At 29.7% G+C, this 19,145-nt stretch carries 15 protein-coding genes; 3 read left to right on the plus strand and 12 right to left on the minus strand.

Annotated elements, in window-relative coordinates:
• Positions 1 to 24: 24 nt before the first annotated feature.
• From ACY2IJ_RS09785 to ACY2IJ_RS09800, 4 genes are all read right to left on the minus strand, one after another.
• Positions 25 to 1,536 carry a RagB/SusD family nutrient uptake outer membrane protein gene (locus tag ACY2IJ_RS09785; protein WP_476724180.1) on the minus strand — a complete coding sequence of 504 codons (1,512 nt, stop codon included), beginning with the start codon at positions 1,534 to 1,536 and terminating at the stop codon, positions 25 to 27.
• A gap of 10 nt (positions 1,537 to 1,546) precedes the next feature.
• A complete protein-coding gene (locus ACY2IJ_RS09790; RefSeq protein WP_476724181.1) occupies positions 1,547 to 4,903 on the minus strand; it encodes a TonB-dependent receptor in 3,357 nt (1,118 codons plus the stop codon).
• 137 nt (positions 4,904 to 5,040) lie between these two features.
• Positions 5,041 to 6,099, minus strand: a complete 1,059-nt coding sequence (locus tag ACY2IJ_RS09795; RefSeq protein WP_476724182.1) for a FecR family protein — start codon at positions 6,097 to 6,099, stop codon at positions 5,041 to 5,043.
• 117 nt (positions 6,100 to 6,216) lie between these two features.
• Positions 6,217 to 6,834 (minus strand): RNA polymerase sigma factor, encoded by a 618-nt coding sequence (locus ACY2IJ_RS09800; RefSeq protein ID WP_476724183.1) that lies wholly within the window; start codon positions 6,832 to 6,834, stop codon positions 6,217 to 6,219.
• Positions 6,835 to 6,973: 139 nt separating this feature from the next.
• On the opposite strand from ACY2IJ_RS09800, the gene ACY2IJ_RS09805 reads away from it, so the two are divergent.
• Positions 6,974 to 7,339, plus strand: a complete 366-nt coding sequence (locus ACY2IJ_RS09805) for a hypothetical protein (RefSeq protein WP_476724184.1) — start codon at positions 6,974 to 6,976, stop codon at positions 7,337 to 7,339.
• 153 nt (positions 7,340 to 7,492) lie between these two features.
• On the opposite strand, the gene ACY2IJ_RS09810 is transcribed toward ACY2IJ_RS09805, so the two are convergent.
• The 3 genes from ACY2IJ_RS09810 to ybeY all read right to left on the minus strand — a co-directional run bounded on the left by ACY2IJ_RS09810 (position 7,493) and on the right by ybeY (position 11,066).
• Positions 7,493 to 8,497 (minus strand): class I SAM-dependent methyltransferase, encoded by a 1,005-nt coding sequence (locus ACY2IJ_RS09810; RefSeq protein WP_476724185.1) that lies wholly within the window; start codon positions 8,495 to 8,497, stop codon positions 7,493 to 7,495.
• A gap of 200 nt (positions 8,498 to 8,697) precedes the next feature.
• Positions 8,698 to 10,575: a tRNA uridine-5-carboxymethylaminomethyl(34) synthesis enzyme MnmG gene (mnmG, locus tag ACY2IJ_RS09815; RefSeq protein ID WP_476724186.1), complete on the minus strand. Its 1,878-nt coding sequence runs from the start codon at positions 10,573 to 10,575 to the stop codon at positions 8,698 to 8,700.
• A gap of 80 nt (positions 10,576 to 10,655) precedes the next feature.
• The gene (gene ybeY, locus ACY2IJ_RS09820; protein WP_476724187.1) at positions 10,656 to 11,066 is read right to left on the minus strand and encodes an rRNA maturation RNase YbeY; all 411 of its coding nucleotides are present in this window, start codon (positions 11,064 to 11,066) and stop codon (positions 10,656 to 10,658) included.
• A gap of 136 nt (positions 11,067 to 11,202) precedes the next feature.
• On the opposite strand from ybeY, the gene gltX reads away from it, so the two are divergent.
• Positions 11,203 to 12,717 carry a glutamate--tRNA ligase gene (gene gltX / locus ACY2IJ_RS09825; RefSeq protein WP_476724188.1) on the plus strand — a complete coding sequence of 505 codons (1,515 nt, stop codon included), beginning with the start codon at positions 11,203 to 11,205 and terminating at the stop codon, positions 12,715 to 12,717.
• Positions 12,718 to 12,788: 71 nt separating this feature from the next.
• Positions 12,789 to 13,682, plus strand: a complete 894-nt coding sequence (locus tag ACY2IJ_RS09830; RefSeq protein ID WP_476724189.1) for an SPFH domain-containing protein — start codon at positions 12,789 to 12,791, stop codon at positions 13,680 to 13,682.
• 20 nt (positions 13,683 to 13,702) lie between these two features.
• On the opposite strand, the gene ACY2IJ_RS09835 is transcribed toward ACY2IJ_RS09830, so the two are convergent.
• The 5 genes from ACY2IJ_RS09835 to rnr form a co-directional block, all read right to left on the minus strand.
• Positions 13,703 to 15,181, minus strand: coding sequence for a DUF5723 family protein (locus ACY2IJ_RS09835; protein WP_476724190.1), 1,479 nt, complete (start codon positions 15,179 to 15,181; stop codon positions 13,703 to 13,705).
• 90 nt (positions 15,182 to 15,271) lie between these two features.
• Positions 15,272 to 15,847, minus strand: a complete 576-nt coding sequence (locus tag ACY2IJ_RS09840; protein WP_476724191.1) for a DUF975 family protein — start codon at positions 15,845 to 15,847, stop codon at positions 15,272 to 15,274.
• A gap of 61 nt (positions 15,848 to 15,908) precedes the next feature.
• Entirely contained in the window at positions 15,909 to 16,109 is a 201-nt protein-coding gene (locus ACY2IJ_RS09845) for a Sec-independent protein translocase subunit TatA/TatB (protein WP_476724192.1), read from the minus strand.
• Positions 16,110 to 16,170: 61 nt separating this feature from the next.
• Positions 16,171 to 16,839 carry a GIN domain-containing protein gene (locus tag ACY2IJ_RS09850; protein ID WP_476724193.1) on the minus strand — a complete coding sequence of 223 codons (669 nt, stop codon included), beginning with the start codon at positions 16,837 to 16,839 and terminating at the stop codon, positions 16,171 to 16,173.
• Between the two features lie 48 nt (positions 16,840 to 16,887).
• Positions 16,888 to 19,107, minus strand: a complete 2,220-nt coding sequence (gene rnr, locus ACY2IJ_RS09855) for a ribonuclease R (protein WP_476724194.1) — start codon at positions 19,105 to 19,107, stop codon at positions 16,888 to 16,890.
• Between the last annotated feature and the right edge of the window lie 38 nt (positions 19,108 to 19,145).

The following is a 19,145-nucleotide window of genomic DNA, read 5'->3' on the forward strand; positions in this document are numbered from 1 at the left end:
TAACTAAATTAAAAAAACTATATACTAATAATTATTTTGAGTTAATATTCCTTTAGATAATTGTATTTGAGAATAAGGAATTGGCATCACTTCATGTTTTCCTGTTTGAAACCCTAAAGGTCCTAAAATGGTTGCGGCTCTACCTGTTCTAATCAAATCATGGTATCTATAACCTTCACCTGCCAACTCTAAACGTCTTTCTTTATAAATAGCATCACGTAAAGCATTCCCTGTTAAAGTCATAGGTAAATCTTCAGGAAATAAATTTCCTACTCCTCCACTTTCTCTAGCACGCTTTCTTACTTTATTTACATACTCAATCGCTGTTGTTGGATCTGTTAAATAAATAGCCTCTGCATACATTAAATATGCATCTGCTAATCTTAACACTCGAACATTGTTAGCACTGTTTGCTGCTCCTCCAACAGTTGGAAAAGTATAATCACTATAAGGAGCCCAAGAATATTTTCTAATATACCAACCTGTACCATAAGTACCTGCTTTGTCATTTGGAGTATAAAAAGTAGCATCGTACCTAGGATCACGAATGGTGTCTGTTCCTATAATATTTACTACATAAGCATCCCTTAACTCTCTTTTCGCTTGCATAAACCCTCCTCCTTTTTTACTTCTAGGTGATAAAATTTGTATGGTTCCATTCCCCAAAAGACTGGTGTTTGATGAGTAATTAATTTCAAAAATAGATCCTGTTCCCCATTCTCCACTTTGTTTAAAAATATTGTTTACATCTGCTTCTAAAACATAAGGCAAGGCAAACAATTGTTCTCCATAGGTTTTAACTTGATTCATTTTGTTTTGATACAAAGAAACTCGCATCATTAATCCTAAAGCAGCTCCTTTATCTGCTCTACCAAGATAGGTATCATCCTTATCAAATCTTGACGGCAAATTTGCAATAGCCAATTCTAATTCATCTTCTATAAAAGCATAGGTAGCTTCTTCTGTTGCTCTTGGAAGATTTGCTTCGCTATACTTTAATGGTTTTTCTATTAAAGGAACCCCTCCAAAAGAATTTACCAAATCAAAGTAAAAATAAGCACGTAAAAAATGAGCCTCTGCTAAAATTTCTTGTTTTCTAACAGCATCTTCAAAATCAATATTAGGTACTTTTTCTAAAATTAAATTAGCATAATAAATCCCTTTATAATTTACTCTCCATACTTGCTCTATCGCTATATTTGAAGTTGGAATTTCATATAATTTTTTCTGATCCAAAGGAATATTGTCATTTACTCTATTTCCTCCTTTTAAAAAATCATCAGTTCCAATATCTCCAAATATTAAATCAGTCCCCATCTTTGCCCAAAAATTTTTCCTCCCATACAATTCATTCATTGCGGAATATACAGATATCATTCCTTGCTCTGCATCTACTGCTGATTTGTAATAATTTTTCACCTCTGGAGTTCCATAAGTTCCAACTTCTAAATAATCGTCGCTACAAGAAGCAAGACTCATTACTAAAGTTAATACACTAAACTTTATAATATTTTTTATGTTTGTATGTAATTTCATCATCAATAATTTAAAAGTTAATATCTAATCCCACAGAAACAGTTCTTACAGAAGGATACCTTCCTCTATCTATTCCCATATCTAAAGGACTGTTTTGTGAACTATCTATCCCTACTTCAGGATCTAAACCGTCATACTTGGTAAAAGTCAACAGATTTTGAGCTGCTATGTACCCTCGTAATTTAGTTACAAAAAACTTTTCTAATATTTTTTTAGGAACCGTATATCCTAACTGAATGTTCTTTAACCTTAAATAAGACCCATCTCTTACATATCTACTAGACAATTGTGTGTTGTTAGATTGCCCTGAAAACGTAGCTCTTGGAATGCTATTAGAAGTTCCCTCTCCTGTCCATCTTCCTAACATATTTGTGTTTAAATTACTACCCAAATCTCCTTCTAACCAATAGTCTGTACTGTTAAAAATTTTGTTTCCTTGACTACCTTGAAAAAAAGCTGTGAAATCAAACTGTTTATAAGACATGTCTAAATTAATACCATACGTAAATTTTGGAAACGGAGAACCAATAAAAGTTCTATCTCTATCGTCAATAACATTATCATTGTTTAAGTCTTTATACTTTACATCTCCAGCTTTTGTGTTTGGTAAACTTGCATAATTATCAATCTCGTCTTGATTTTGAAACAAACCAATCATTTCGTATCCGTAAAAAGAAGCTAATGGATTTCCCGCTTCGGTTCTACTAATATTTTTAAATCCGTTTGCATTACCTGTTTGAATAAGACTTCCTTCTCCAGACAACTTGATAACTTTGTTTCTAATAGCTGAAATATTCCCTCCAATACTAAAAGAAAAATCATTAATACTTTTCTTATAATTGGCTGTAAACTCCAATCCTTTATTTTCTATATCTCCCGCATTGGTATATGGATTATCTTCAAAACCAGCCGTTAATAATACTGGAGTTGGCATTAACATATCTGTGGTATTTTTGATAAAATATTCTGCTGAAAGCGTAATAGAATTATTTAACAAAGCCATATCTATACCAATGTTTTTAGTAATGGTTGTTTCCCATTTTAAATCTGGGTTTCCAGGTCTTAACGGAGCCACACCTAACTGTGTTGCTTCATCAGTTCCTAATGAATAATTAGTACCACCTACCCCTAATGTATTGTAAGTTGCCGTATTTGGAATGTTTTGATTTCCTGTTCCTCCCCAACCTGCACGTACTTTTAATTGGTTGATGACATCTATATCGTAAAATTCTTCTTTATGAAGGTTCCATGCTAAAGCCAACGAGGGAAATTGAGCCCATCTGTTATTAGCACCAAAACGAGAAGATCCGTCAAAACGATACGTACCTGTGATTAAATAACGATCATCAAAATTGTAATTTAATCTACCAAAAAATGACAATAGTTTTGATTCTGAAATCGTTCCTCCGTTACTTGCAGAAGAGATAGCTCCTGAACCTAACGTAGGATTTGCCACACTTTCTGGAATGTCATTTCTACTTGCGCTTACATTATTAGAACTCAACTGTTGAATTTCTTGTCCTAACAAAGCATTAATACTGTGTTTTTTATGAAATGTTTTATTATAGTTTAAAGTGTTTGACAAAATTAACACTCTGCTTTCTGCTCTACTTAAATTATAAGTAGTTACTGGAGAGTTAAATTTTCCTGCAACAAAATATGCAGGTTTGTAATTATCTACTTTTGTATTATTAACTTGTAATCCAAAATTCGATTTAAATTTTAACCCTTTTACAATATCTGCTTCTAAAAATAAATTACCAAAAAAGCTCTCTCTTTTTCTAGGAGCTTGCCCAAACTCTGTCAACCCCAAAGGATTTATTGCTTGAGAAGCATATTTTGCAATAGCATAAGTTCCATCATCATTGTAAAAAGGAGTGGAAGGATCTACCATATATCCTGTAAAAGCAGTCTTAGCTGTAGAATTTCCACCATAAGAAGGAACTGAACTTGTGTATGAATTTGCATACTGAATATTATGTCCTATTTTAATTTTAGGTTTTATTTGATACGTATTGTTAACTCTAAAATTGGTTCTTTTATAACCTGTATTTTTAATAATTCCATCTTGATTTATATAACCAAAAGAGACAAAATAGGTTGATTTATCTGTTCCACCAGAAACTGACAATTGATGACTTTGCATAATTGCAGATTTGTATACAGCATCTTTCCAATTGTACGATTTTAAAGAATTTGGATCTGCTAAATAAGCATCTGAAGGCATACCATCATTAGCCAACCCCTCATTGTAAATGGTTGCCCATTGTTGTGCATTTAACACATCTAAATTGTCTATTCTTTTTTGAACCCCTGCATAGGTTCTATAATTAATTACAGGCTTCCCTTTTTTTCCTGTTTTTGTGGTAATTAATACAACTCCATTTGCTCCTCTAGATCCGTAAATAGCGGTTGCCGATGCATCTTTTAATACTTCTATAGATTTTGCATCTTCCATATTAATGGTAGAAATATCGTTAATAGGAACTCCATCTACCACATATAAAGGATCTGCATTGTTTACCGTTCCAATTCCTCGAATCCTAACCATAGGTGTTGCTCCTGGTGTTCCTGAACTTTTTGAAACAGTAACCCCAGCTGCTCTACCTTGAATGGCTTGCGCTATGGAAACATTTTGTGTTTTGCTTATTTGCTCCGTATCAACAGAAGATAACGCTCCAGTTACGTCCGATTTTTTTACCGTACCATAACCCACCATTACTATGGCATCTAATTCGCTTACGTCTTGTTTTAAAACAACATTAACAACTGTTTTATTAGCTATTGCTACTTCTTTTTCTTTATACCCAACATAAGAAAAAACTAAAATTGCATTTTTAGTATTTATCGCTATTTGATAGTTTCCATCAAAATCTGTAATGGTTCCTTTGGTAGTTCCTTTCACCACTACATTGGCTCCTGGTACAGGCATTCCAAATTCATCGGAAACATTTCCTTTAACAATAATTTGTTGTTGTATTTCTTTAATTTTAAACGTTTCTTTTTCTTTAACAATTACTTGTCTATCCGCAACTATATAATCTAAATTGGTCTTTTTAAAAGACTGATTTAAAACCTCTTGCAACTCAGCATTTTTTACGTGTAATGTAACTTTTACATTTTTATCAATAACGTTGTCTTTGTAGAAAAAAACGTATTTACTTTTATTTTGAATTTCTTTAAAAAGATTTTCAAGTGTAATGTTTTTTACGTTTAAGTCTATTTTTTCTTGAGAATAAGGAATGTTTGCGTAGACAGATCCTAGTCCTAGTACAATAAATAATATAAATATTCTCATAATTTTCCACTCGACACTAGCAAACATACTTTTGTCTTGTTTATCTAGTCGATAAAAGATTTTATTCATAATTTTAAGTTTCTATTAATTAGTAATTGCATCGTTTTTAGAACGATGTGCTATTTAACTTCCAGAGGATGTTGCCGCATCTTCTGGTTTGTTTTTTTTGGTTAGATTTGTGTCTTTTATTTATTTCATATTTTACTTTATTGGTTAAACATTAATTTTACTTGATTTTTGTCTGTAATTTTATAGTGTATATTAATTCCTTTACTTAATACATCTAAAACACTCTCTAAACTATCTGACAAGTTTAGCGCTCCCGAAAATGTTTCTTTTCCTATTAATTTGTCTTGAAATTCTATGTTAACGTTGTAATATCTAGCCAATTTTTTTATGATGTAATTGAGTCTGTTTTGTTTAAGAATTAAAAGACCTTCTTTCCATGCAAAATATTGTTGAATATCTACTTTTTTGGTTACCACAGCTCCAGTATTTACGTTTACTTTACTAATAGTTCCTGGTGTTATTACTAAACTTTTCTTTTTAGGAGCAAACAAACCTTTGTTGGTATTTTGATGAGCTACTTTAACGCTTCCTTCTTTTAGCACTACATAGTTTATAAAATCATCTGAGTAACTGCTAACATTAAACACCGTTCCTAAAACTTCTATTTCTTGATTTTTAGAAAGTACTTTAAACGGTCTATTATTATCATGAGTTACATCAAAAACTGCTTCTCCTATTAAATAAACATTTCTGTGAGTGTTGTTAAACTTTACCGGATAAATTAATTTAGACCCTGAATTTAACCATACTTTTGTTCCATCCGATAATGTTAACTCTGATCTTTTTCCATAAGGAACTACAAGTGTGTTTAATTGTTCTTTTGTTTTTTGTTGAACAACTGTTTTTTGATTTGCAATACTTACTTGCTCTCCTGTTTTAGAATAAGAAATAGAACTGTTGTCTCCTTGAATTGTAATGTCATTTCCTTTTTCTAATATTAATGTAGTTTTATCTGAAGGTTTTATATTCTCTGCGTTAGAAAGCAATGCTATTTTTTGAATATGTGCTGGATCTGTTTTAGGGTTTAAAAAGTAAAAACCTATACCTACCAACAGTGCTACAGATGCAGCAAAACTAAAACGATATACTTGTTTTTGAATTTTTAACCTTTTAATTGTGGTTAAAATTCTTTTTTTAAGAAACTGTTTTTCTAACTCAGTAATCGTATATTCTCCAGAGTTTTGGGATTCTTTCATATCTAAATCTTAAATAGTATGTTATTGCATTTATCAAAAACAAAAAACATACAATATGCCTTATATATACTAAAAGCAACATTTTATTAAGATATAGACAAAAAAATATATTTATTTTTACAATAATGAAAAAACTAAGAGTAAAACAATAGGTAAAGAGTATTCTCTTAGTGCTTTTATAGCTCTATAAACAATAGTTCTAGCTGATGCAACAGAAACTTTTAAGGCTATGGCTATTTCTTCATAAGACTTACCTTCCTTAAACCTTAATGTAATTCCTTTTTGCTGAGTTTTAGTTAATTTATTAACTGCTTTTTCTAGGTTTGTTATTTTTTCTTCATAAACTTCCCTATCAACAATAAATTCTTCTTTAGATTTAGAATAGGCACTTTTATGCACTACATTTTGATAAGCATCTGGATCTAAGAAAATTTCTTTTTGTTTATACTTTTTATTTATTTTTCTTTTTAAAGCCAAGTATAAATAAAATTGCACATCATTAGTAGTACTTAATTTGTGTTGGTATTTGTACAAGTCCACAAATAAATCATGAACACAATCCATAGTGTAGGATTTGTCTCCACATAGCTTTATTCCATAAGCAATTAAATTATCTATATACAAATCATACAAGTCACCTAAAACATTGGTATCTCCTTTTACAAAAGCAAACCATAATTGGTCCTTATCCAAATTAGAATCTGATGATTTATTTTTTTGTGATTTGTAATCCATATATAATTATAATTCTTTGCTAAATAAAAAGCCATAAAAGCATTTAAAAAAGAACTAAAGGCTAAGGTAACAAAAAAAGCCAATCTATATTTTGATGAAAGAGGTATAAAAACTATTTGTACTTTTACAAAAAAAATAAATGTCTCTTAGCATTCTTACATTTCTATTAATTTCTTTTGGATACTCGCTTTTTGAAAAGCTAAAAGACAAAAAAGGATATACTTTATTTTTAGCAGAACACTTAAAAAAAGAAAATTTAGCTACACTATTTTGGTGGTTATTGGTACTTATAAACTCCATTACAACACTTGTTTTAATTTTAGGAATTATAAGTTTTTTATTTAATGTTTCATTTTTTGACCCTACTTTAACTTTTAAAGTAAGTACAGCTAACATTTTAATTTTACTTTTTGGACAAAGAATTGCTGGAGATTTTCAAGGAGCTGCAAATTTGGGAATTTATTTTATTATTGTACTTTTTGGATGGTATTTGCAAACACCATAGATTTTACTAATAATAAATAATATTTATTATTAGTAAAATTTCTATAACTAATATATTTAAAAAACAACCCTCTTAAATTCGTTTTAAGAGGGTTTTATATTTATAGCTTGTATTTTATTACAAACTTTATTTTAATTAAATTAAACGGACTTATTATTCGTTTTTCATGATTTTAAGTAAATAAATTAAAGAGGAATACTCTCCTGTTCGCTTTGCTGATTTATTAGATTTAATTCCACTTAAAAAAGCTTTGATAAAATTCTTTTTTCCTGTTTTATATTCTTCACTTAATAACGACACATAAAAAGCATCAAATTTCATAGGAATGGTTTTAACTACTTTCATTAATTCTGTAGCAAATAATCTATGAATAGATGTTTGAGAAAAATGCCATAAATGTCTTGGCACATCAAAAGCAGCCCAATGTTCTTTATAATGTTCAGCATCATAACTTTTATAATTAGGAACTGCTATTAACAAAACCCCATTTGGTTTTAATAATTGTTTTAATCTATAAATATACATATCCAAATCATGCACATGCTCCAAAACATGCCACATAGTAATTACATCAAATTGATAAGGTTTGTTTTCTGGTGTATAATTATCACTAAATTTTAAAACTTCTTTTTCTACATTTTTTGTTTCATGTTCACTATGGTGATAAAGTTTTGTTTGCTTGTAGCTTTGTTTGTAATCTAAATCTTTTTCTTCGCCAGCAAAATCATCTTCAAAAAAAGCATGTATATCAGAATATATATAAGTTCCTTTATTTAGTTTTTCTAATCCTTTTTCTCTTGCTTTTTTGTTAGGTTCTATACCTGTAACTTTCCATCCTGCTTGCTGACACGTTTTTAAAAAATCAGCAGTACCACAACCTATATCTAATACATTTTTATCTTCTACAGAAAAAGAATTTAACAATTCTAACTTTTTTTTAAGCGTATGTTTTTTAACCAAATTATAAATTATTTCTGTTACAGATTTTTTTCTATCTGTATGAGAAATATAATTTTCAGTTTCGTAATATTTTCCTAAATCCTCTTTTTTAGGTCTAGGGTTTGTTATTAATAAATCTATACGATCATCTAATAACAATTCAAATTCTTTTTTGGAAACTGAATAATCTTTAGTTTTTAAATAAGTTTCTAATGCCATATTTTAATATTAAAACGCGTTCAAATATACTTGTATATATTTTTATAAAAAAGGATTGTTTTTCTACTCTTCTATTCTTTTTTAAAAACAAAAAAAAGAATATCTATAATTTTAAAAACCGTTTAAATTCTATAAAAAAGCCGATATTTTGTAAAATATCGGCTTTTTTATAATTATTTGTTCCACGTGGAACTTGTTATTTATCTTCCCATATACACTAATAAAACAGAAACATCTGACGGAGATACTCCACTTATTCTGCTTGCTTGCGATATGGTTACTGGTTGAATTTTAGTTAATTTTTGCTGTGCTTCTGTAGACAAAGATTTTACTTTGTAATAATCAAAGCTTTTAGGAATTGTTATATTCTCTAATCTTTGAAGCTTATCTGCATTATTTTTTTCTTTTTCTATATAACCCGCATATTTAACTTTAACTTCTGCTTGTTCTAAAATCTCAGCATCAATTTCGTTACTTTTTATAAAATCTGCAACACCAGGAAACCTAATAACATCCGAAAAATCTATCTGTGGCCTAGAAGCTACTTTGTACATTTTTACAGATTGGTTAATTACTGCAGATCCTTTTTCTTCTAATATAGGGTTTGCTTCTTCTGGTTTGATACTTGTTTCTTGTAAAAACTGTACTAACAAATCTGATTTAGTAACCTTAATTTTTACTCTTTCTAAACGATCATCAGATGCCAAACCTATAGCATTTGAAATTGGAGTCAAACGAATATCTGCATTATCTTGTCTTAATAAAGTTCTATATTCTGCTCTAGAAGTAAACATTCTGTATGGTTCTTCTGTACCTTTTGTAATTAAATCATCTATTAAAACACCAATATAAGCCTCGTCTCTTTTTAAAATAAAAGGAGGTCTTTGTTGCACTTTTAAAGCAGCATTAATACCTGCCATTAAACCTTGAGATGCAGCTTCTTCATAACCCGTAGTACCGTTAATTTGCCCTGCAAAAAACAAATTCTTTACCAACTTGGTTTCTAAAGTATGTGTTAATTGCGTTGGCGGAAAATAATCATACTCAATTGCATAACCGTAACGCAAAAATTTTACATTTTCAAAACCAGCAACTTTACGCAAAGCTTTATCTTGTACATCTTCTGGTAAAGATGTAGAAAAACCATTTACGTAAATTTCAACTGTATTCCATCCTTCTGGTTCTACAAAAATTTGATGCCTATCTTTGGTCGCAAAACGATCTATTTTATCTTCTATAGAAGGACAATATCTTGGTCCTGTAGATTGAATTCTACCATTAAACATAGGGGATCTATCAAAACCAGAACGTAACAAATCATGAACTTCTTGAGAAGTATAACTCATATAACAAGAACGTTGTTTTTCTAATGGTTTCGTAGTTGGTAAATAAGAAAACTTTTCAGGATTTTCATCACCAGGTTGTTCTATCATTTTAGAAAAATCTAACGAACGAGCATCTACTCTTGGAGGTGTACCTGTTTTCATTCTTCCAGCTTCAAAACCAACTTTTACCAAATCTTCGGTAATTCCGGTAGAAGCACTTTCACCAGATCTTCCTCCTCCAAAAGATTTTTCACCAATATGAATCAATCCATTTAAAAAAGTACCTGCTGTAATAATTACAGATTTTGCTTTTATCGTAAAACCTAATCCCGTTTTTACCCCTTTTATTTCACCATCTTCTATAACCAAACCTTTAACCATATCCTGGTAAAAATCCAAATTGTCAGTTTGCTCTAACATATTTCTCCACTCCTCTGCAAAACGCATTCTATCAGATTGAGCTCTTGGACTCCACATAGCAGGTCCTTTAGATTTGTTAAGCATTTTAAATTGTATAGCCGTTTTATCTGTAACAATTCCACTATACCCACCTAACGCATCAATTTCTCTTACAATTTGTCCTTTAGCAATTCCTCCCATTGCAGGATTACAACTCATTTGCGCAATATTTTGCAAACTCATAGTAACCAACAAAGTTTTAGAACCCATGTTAGCGGCGGCTGCTGCAGCTTCAGAACCGGCATGTCCAGCACCAACAACAATTACATCATAAGTATCGGTAAATAAACTCATATATTTTTATTGTATTTAAAACCAAGTATTAACCTACTCTGTTTTATATTCATCAATATTTAATGTTCCACGTGGAACTTTTAAACCCATTTAGATATATAAAAATCTTCTTTAGAACGCATTAAAACCACGTCTTTTTCATCTTTATCTTTATATCCACAATAATGAAGAATTCCATGTATCATAACTCTTTTTATCTCTTCATTAAAATCAATATCTAAATCTTTAGCGTTATCGTATACTCTTTCTACAGATATAAATATATCTCCAGAAATTAGTTTTCCCATCGTATAATCAAAACTAATTATATCTGTTAAGGTATCATGATTTAAAAATTCTACATTCAGTTTATGAAGATATTCATCGTCACAAAAAATGTAATTTATATCACCTTCTTCAAAACCTTCTTCTTTTATTGCATTTTGAATCCAAAGAGTATAATCTTTAGCTTTATTTAATTCAAAATCAGACTCATAAGTAAAATCTATCATACTAAAAAATTGATTTGCAAAGGTAATAAAAAGGTTGATACATTGAAAGACAATAAAATAAAGTATATATAATTATAAAAAGAGCAGATAAATTATATTTGCAAGCAACAAATGAATGTCATTTAAAAAAATAATCATGGAAAATGTACGTGTAAGATTTGCACCTAGCCCAACAGGACCTTTACATATTGGAGGTGTTAGAACTGCTTTGTTTAATTATTTATTTGCAAAGAAAAACAAAGGAACATTTGTATTAAGAATAGAAGATACCGATCAGACTAGATATGTAGCAAATGCTGAACAATATATTATTGATGCTTTAGATTGGTGTGGAATTCCTTTTGATGAAGGTCCAGGAAAAAATGAAAAATTTGGTCCATACAGACAATCTGAGAGAAAAAATCTTTATAAAAAATATGCAGATGCTTTGGTGGCTAGTAACCAAGCTTATTATGCTTTTGACACTGCCGAAGAGTTAGATACTTTAAGAAAACAAGCAGAAGAAAATAAATCTGTTTTTGTATATAACAACGTTTCACGTGAAACCTTAAACAATTCTATCAACTTATCTAAAGAAGAAGTTGAACAAAAATTGGCTAATGGAGATAAATATGTAATTCGTTTTAAGACTCCTAAAGATCAAAAACTAATTTTAGACGATATGATTCGTGGTGAAATTACAATTGACACCAATACTTTAGATGATAAAATTTTGTTTAAATCTGATGGTATGCCAACCTACCATTTGGCAAATATAGTAGACGATCATTTAATGCAAATAAGTCATGTAATCCGTGGAGAAGAATGGCTACCTTCTCTTCCACTTCATAGTTTGTTGTACGAAGCTTTTGGTTGGATTGCTCCAAAATTTGCACATTTACCCTTAATTTTAAAACCAGTTGGTAAAGGAAAATTAAGCAAACGTGATGGAGATAAATTAGGATTTCCTGTGTTTCCTTTAGAATATACAAACCAAGAAACCAATGAAGTTTCTAGAGGATATAAAGAAGATGGCTATTTTAATGATGCTTTTATAAACATGTTGGCTTTATTAGGATGGAATCCAGGTACAGAACAAGAACTGTTTTCTTTAGAAGAACTAACTAAGGAATTTGACATTAAAAGAGTTTCTAAAGCAGGTGCTAAGTTTAGTGCAGATAAAACCAAGTGGTTCAATCAGCAATACATGCAACAGAAAAATGATGATGAAATAGCAATTGAATTTGTAAAATTATATCAAAATGAATTAAAAGATTTTGATATAAATTACATTACTAAAGTAGTTGCACAAGTAAAAGAAAGAGCTGTATTTACTAAAGATATATGGAACTTATCTGATTACTATTTTATAAATCCTACATCTTATGATGAAAAAGCAGCTAAAAAACAATGGAAAGAAACTACAGCTGAAATAATGCAAGATGTATTGCAAATTATTGAAAATATAGATGATTTTAGTAGTCTTGTAATAGAAACAAAAGTAAAAGAGTATTTAACCGAAAAAGAATTAGGTTTTGGAAAAGTAATGCCACCCTTAAGGTTGTGCATAGTTGGAGAAATGAAAGGTCCTCACCTATTTGATATTATTGAAATGATTGGAAAAGAAAAAACCATCATTAGAATTAAAAATGCAATAAGCAAATTAAACTAACCTAACAAGTCCTGAGAATTTACTCAGGACTTTTTTTGTAGTAAAAAACAGTATCTTTAAAATAAAAAAATATGATTTCAACTTATTTTATAATTGCATTTATAGCAATAGTATTGCTACTAGGTGTATTTACCGTTAAACAACAAACTACAGCTATTGTAGAAAGATTTGGAAAATTTGTAGGTACAAGACAAGCTGGTTTAAACATTAAAATTCCTTTTATAGATAAAATAGCAGGAAGAGTAAGTTTAAAAATACAACAGTTAGATGTACTGGTAGAAACCAAAACGAAAGATGATGTTTTTGTACAAATGAAAATATCAGTACAATTTCAAATTTTAAGAGACAAAGTAGAAGATGCCTTTTACAAACTTCAAAATCCACACGATCAAATAACAGCTTATATTTTTGATGTTGTACGTGCAGAAGTACCTAAAATGCGTTTAGATGATGTTTTTGAGAAAAAAGATGACATTGCATTAGCCATACAGAGAGAATTGAAAGATGCTATGTTAAATTATGGATACGACATTGTGAAAGCTTTGGTAACAGATATTGATCCAGATGCACAAGTAAAAGCCGCTATGAACAGAATTAATGCTGCTGAACGTGAAAAAATAGCAGCTCAGTTTGAAGGGGATGCGCAACGTATTGCCATTGTAGAAAAAGCTAAAGGTGAGGCCGAAAGTAAGCGTTTGCAAGGACAAGGTATTGCAGATCAAAGAAGAGAAATTGCTCGTGGTTTAGAAGAATCTGTAGATGTTTTAAACAAAGCAGGTATCAACAGTCAAGAAGCTTCTGCTTTAATTGTAATCACTCAACATTACGATACTTTACAATCTATAGGGTCTGAAACTAATAGCAATTTAATATTACTACCAAACAATCCAAATGCAGCTAGCAGTATGTTAAATGACATGGTAACAAGTTTAGTAGCAGCTAAAAAAATTCAAGACAACTCTTAATAAAATAATGGCAACACAGTTTACAAATCAGATTCTGTGTTGTCATTATCTTCTTCAAATTCTTCATCTTTACTTATTCTTTTTTGAATTAAAGAATAACTTCTTATGGCTGTTTTATATTCCTTTATAACTTTGGTATTATAAATAGGAATTTTTAATCCTATAAAAAAATCAACTTCTTTAGATTGATTTGTAAAGTTGGTAAATACAGAAGAACTACCAGCATAAAACAAACCTGTTCTAATTCCAATTCCTGCTTTGTAAACACCAAAGCTATTTATACTTACTGGTAAAAAAGCAGAAATATGTTGTGATTCATAACGTGGAGTAAAACTAATGTTAGAAACCGTTTTCATGGCATTTCTTCTATCTTTAGAAAACGTATAAAAATCTAAATTGGTATTTAAATACCAATGATTATTTAAATTGTAATCAAAATTAAGATGTCCCGTTGTAGGTAATAAATATGTTTCTTTTTTATACTTAGCAGACTTAATTGATAAGTAATCTGAAATCACAAAACTACTGTTCGTTAAATTTAAATTAACAGGATTCACTTGTGTTTTAGTATTGTTAAAACTTATAAATCCAATATCAGTTATAGCTGCAGAAAATTTATAAGAATATGGAGCTTTACTATAATAAATATTGCCGTGTTTATCTTTACTATTTATAGGTAATGTTTTATTCCTTTTCTCGTATACAAAACCAATATCTAAACCTTGACCATAATTAGCACCTGTAGATGATGATGTAACTGCAATAGATCCATTAAAATCTAAAGTACTGTTTTCTGGTGCACTAATATCTAAAGTAAAATTAGATTGTAAATTATTTAAGAAAAAAGAATAGGTTTTTATTCCTCTTAAAAATTTAAGACTTACTCCTACTTTTAACAATTCTCTAGGAGTGTGTAAAGGAACTGCTGCATACGTTAAACCAACTTCATACCAAGCAAAAGCTTGACCATAGCCTGTTAAAGATCCAAAATTGTTTTGTAATAATTTTTCTGGATTGTCTAAATATGTTTTTTCTGTAAACTCATTATACAACTCACTGTTAAAATTATATGTATAACCATTAAATCGAATGGCAGTTGTAAACCCAACTGTATTGTACTTGTTAACAGTCCATAAAAAAGAAGGACCTAATAAAGTAGAATTTCCATAAAAATTAGAATTTTCAGAAAAATCTTTTTTATAAAAATAATGATCTAATTCTTTTAATTCTGATACTTCTAAAATAGTATCTATGGTAGAATTTAACGAGGGCAATTTTTTTAAAACGTCAAAATCATTCAATCCAAATTTATTGTCTTTTACAATTTTAATGGGTTTTAAAATAGCATGTGTGTTTCCAAAATTAGTTGTTGATGAAAGAACATTTACATCAACTTTGTAAAACGAATCCGCAATATTTGCAGGATTAAATAATACGCTTTCTATACCCGAAAAATTATCTGTAAAACCTACAGAGGTTTGGGCATTAACAACATTCAAAAAGCATATAAAAAAAAATAGGGGGCAGATTTTTTTTATCATAGCAGTATTAAGGGTACAACATATGTTGTTAAAGCTATGATAAAATTTTTATTTATGTTTTAAAAATTGATAAAAATTAGCAAATGTAACATATTGAATAGGTACAATTAACAAACTAACCAATGGTACTTTACGTAAAATTAACACTAGAGATATTAAGGTAAAAATTAATAGAGTTAAAAAATACTTGACTTCCATCCCTTTCATCAATTCTTTACTTTTTTTAAATACTTCCATAGGTTCCATAGTAGGATTTTCTATAAGTATAAAATAAGATTGTGACAACCAAATAGCAATAATAATGCCTGGTACAATAAACAAGAATAATCCTCCAATTATAAATACTAAGGATAATAAAAAAACACCTAGTGCATTTTTAAAATGATTAAATCCATCTAAAAAATAAGAAAACTGTAATGGTTGTTTATTTACAATTGCTAAAGACAATTTAGACAAACCCGCTTTTAAAGGTCCAGAAAAAACCAATAGTAACAACATTCCAACAATTTTATTTTGTTGTATAACTAAAGGCAAAAAACTTAAAGGTAAAGAAGCTAATAATAAAAGACCATAAGTTCCTTTTAATTCTAAAATTGATTTTTTAATAAGATGAATAAGATTCATAATACAATAAAAAAAAACCTACTCTTTTCAGAATAGGTAAGTTGTTAACTATGTAGATAAATTATTTTTTATCTTCATCTATTTTCTTTTTAGACTCTTCTTCTTCGTCTTGAGTTGCTTTTTTAAACTCTTTGATTCCACCACCAAGTCCTTTCATTAATTCAGGAATTTTACGTCCTCCAAATAACAACAACACAATAACAGCAATTATTACCCATTGTCCTGGTCCTACAAATCCTAAAGATATATTTAAAGTATTCATTTCTTGTGTATTTTAAGAATTACAAATATACATTTTTTAATAACAAATAATAATCAGATGTTTACTCTTCTTGCTTGTGAATTACTTTTCCTAAAAAAGTTTTTTCGTTTACAGAAAATGGAGTTCCCATATATACAATTTCTCCTTTTAATTTAGCATTGGCATCTAAAAATTCTGAAACAAAAACTCCTGCTTGAGCTGCTTTTGCTTCTACAAATGCTTTTTTACTTTTAAAATTAAAAGCATCAAAAATACTTTTACTTTTTACCTTAATTTTTTGACTTTCTGTAAAGCCTTTTAAGAGTAAATTACTACCTAAGTCAAGGTTTGCTATAAAATCTTCTGTTTGAATCGTTAAATCGGCTCTAACGTTATTAATAGCTTCTATTTCTAAAAATTTTTCAATTATAGGCTCTTTAGATGTAAATACAACTTGGTTGGCTAATTTTATATGTCGCAAACCTGTGTTGTAATAAATTTTTACTTTTAAATCGCTCTTAAATTTCTTTTTTAAAGATGTTGATAGTTTTAATTCTTTATTTGCATTTGCAATGGTTAATTTAGAAACATCATTCCCATTAACTTCTATTTTAAAATCATTGGCCAAAATTAATTCTACCTCCATAGCACTATTAATAGTAATAGCTTTAAAAGGTTTTAAATTTTTAACTAAGTCTTGAGCAAAAGAAAATTGCCCAATGAATAAAATTGCTAAAAATATTTTTTTCATTTTTTATAATTATTCAATTTACAGAAGTGTATCAAAAGTAATACCTAATTAATCTTCTATTAAATAAAAATCTAAATGTTTACGTTCTAAATCGGCATTTTTAACTTTAATCCAAACTTCATCTCCTAATCTATACATATCACCATACTTACGCCCTACCAATGCATATTCTTCTTGATCAAACACAAAATGATCGCTGGTAATATCTCTAGTTCTTACCATTCCTTCACATTTATTTTCCATTACTTCTACATAAATACCCCACTCTGTAACCCCAGAAATTACTCCTTTAAAAGCTTTTCCTGTAAAGTTTTGCATGTATTTAATTTGCATGTATTTTATAGAATCTCGTTCTGCTTTGGCAGCTAACATTTCCATTTCTGAAGAATGTGCACATTTTTCTTCGTACTCTTCTGCAGATACAGATTTTCCTTTGTCTAAATAATGTTGTAACAATCTATGAGCCATTACATCTGGATAACGTCTAATAGGCGATGTAAAATGACTGTAATAATCAAAAGCCAAACCGTAATGACCAATATTTTCTGTGGTATATTCTGCCTTACTCATGGTACGTATGGTTAGCGTTTCAATCATGTTAGATTCTGCTTTTCCATGCACATCGCTCAATAATTTATTTAAAGATGCTGTGGTACTTTTTCTAGATTTGGTATTAATTCCATATCCAAACTTTTGAACCAGATTTCCTAAAGCTTCCAATTTATCAACATTAGGTTCATCGTGTGTTCTATAAATAAATGTTTTTTTAGGTTGACCTGCTTTGGTTTTCCCTACAAACTCGGCTACTTTTCTGTTAGCCAATAACATAAATTCTTCTATTAATTTATTGGCATCTTTAGATTCTTTAAAAAACACTCCTATTGGATTGGCATTTTCGTCCAAATTAAATTTAGTTTCAATTTTATCAAAAGCCAAAGCACCAGATTTCATACGTTTACCACGCATAATTTTTGCCAAAACATCCATTTTTAAAATCGCTTCGGATATGTTAGGATCTACTTCGTAAGCTTCATCAGTAATAGAAATTTCTGCCGGAATGGTATGCTTCTCGACTCCGCTCAAAGGCCCATTTTCTATCACTACTTGAGCTTCTTCATATGCAAAACGTTTGTCAGAATACGTAACGGTTCTACCGTACCATTCTTTTTTAATTTCTGCTTTATCATTCAACTCAAACACCGCAGAAAACGTTAATTTTTCTTCGTTCGGACGTAAAGAACAAACTCCGTTTGATAACATTTCTGGCAACATAGGCACTACCCTATCTACCAAATACACTGAGGTTGCACGGTTGTAAGCTTCTTCATCTAAAATTGAATTTTCGGCAACATAATGAGACACATCTGCAATGTGAATTCCTATCTCATAATTTCCATTTTCTAATTTTTGAAAAGACAAAGCATCATCAAAATCTTTAGCATCTCTAGGATCTATGGTAAATGTTAACACATCTCGCATATCTCTACGTTTGCTAATTTCTTCTTCGGTAATGGTTACATCTAATTGTTCTGCAGCAGCTTCTACTTCTGATGGGAATTCATAAGGTAAATCGTACTCCGCTAATATGGCATGAATTTCTGTATTGTGTTCTCCAGCTTGTCCCAAAACTCTGGTAATTTCTCCAAAAGGATTTTTTGCATCACCAGACCAATCGGTAATTTTAGCTACTACTTTATCACCATCAACAGCCGTTCCTATTTTATCTTTTGGAATAAAAATATCGTTGTTCATAGATCTGTCATCAGCCACTACAAAACCAAAACGAGCACTTAATTGTAATGTTCCTACAAATTCAGATTTTTTACGTTCTAAAACCTCTACAACCTCTGCCTCTAGCTTATTACGTTGCTTGCGTTTATACACATAAGCTTTAACAGTATCTCCGTTTAAACCTCCGTTTACACTACTTTTATTGATAAAAGCATCGGTTTCAAAATCATCACAAATAAAATAGGCATTTCCAGAGCTAGTAACATCTAAAGTACCTATATGATAGTTTTTAGAAGCATCTAAAATATATTTACCTCTATCTTCTTCTTTAATTTTTTTTTGAGCTTTTAACTCTTCTAATTTTAACAACAATTGTTGTTTACTACCATGATCTTCTAAATTAAGTTTGGCAGCAATTTGTTTGTAGTTTAAAGGATTTCCACTATTCTCGTTCAATACTTTAAAAACCTTACGAGTAAGATCTTTAATAACTCCTCCTTTTTTCTTAAAAATTCCTTTTTTTCTACTTCTTGGCATCTATGCAAATTATTTAATAATGATAAAGATAATTGTAT

The organism is Wenyingzhuangia gracilariae, from assembly GCF_056387575.1.

Bases quoted from the DNA above. Each gene is read 5' to 3' on its own strand.
- ACY2IJ_RS09785 (WP_476724180.1), bottom strand. From the start codon at position 1,536: ATGAAATTACATACAAACATAAAAAATATTATAAAGTTTAGTGTATTA.
- ACY2IJ_RS09830 (WP_476724189.1), top strand. From the start codon at position 12,789: ATGATTTCAACTTATTTTATAATTGCATTTATAGCAATAGTATTGCTA.
- ACY2IJ_RS09850 (WP_476724193.1), bottom strand. From the start codon at position 16,839: ATGAAAAAAATATTTTTAGCAATTTTATTCATTGGGCAATTTTCTTTT.
- ACY2IJ_RS09800 (WP_476724183.1), bottom strand. From the start codon at position 6,834: ATGGATTACAAATCACAAAAAAATAAATCATCAGATTCTAATTTGGAT.
- ACY2IJ_RS09795 (WP_476724182.1), bottom strand. From the start codon at position 6,099: ATGAAAGAATCCCAAAACTCTGGAGAATATACGATTACTGAGTTAGAA.
- ACY2IJ_RS09845 (WP_476724192.1), bottom strand. From the start codon at position 16,109: ATGAATACTTTAAATATATCTTTAGGATTTGTAGGACCAGGACAATGG.
- ACY2IJ_RS09805 (WP_476724184.1), top strand. From the start codon at position 6,974: ATGTCTCTTAGCATTCTTACATTTCTATTAATTTCTTTTGGATACTCG.
- rnr (WP_476724194.1), bottom strand. From the start codon at position 19,107: ATGCCAAGAAGTAGAAAAAAAGGAATTTTTAAGAAAAAAGGAGGAGTT.
- ACY2IJ_RS09790 (WP_476724181.1), bottom strand. From the start codon at position 4,903: ATGAATAAAATCTTTTATCGACTAGATAAACAAGACAAAAGTATGTTT.
- ACY2IJ_RS09840 (WP_476724191.1), bottom strand. From the start codon at position 15,847: ATGAATCTTATTCATCTTATTAAAAAATCAATTTTAGAATTAAAAGGA.
- mnmG (WP_476724186.1), bottom strand. From the start codon at position 10,575: ATGAGTTTATTTACCGATACTTATGATGTAATTGTTGTTGGTGCTGGA.
- gltX (WP_476724188.1), top strand. From the start codon at position 11,203: ATGGAAAATGTACGTGTAAGATTTGCACCTAGCCCAACAGGACCTTTA.
- ybeY (WP_476724187.1), bottom strand. From the start codon at position 11,066: ATGATAGATTTTACTTATGAGTCTGATTTTGAATTAAATAAAGCTAAA.
- ACY2IJ_RS09810 (WP_476724185.1), bottom strand. From the start codon at position 8,497: ATGGCATTAGAAACTTATTTAAAAACTAAAGATTATTCAGTTTCCAAA.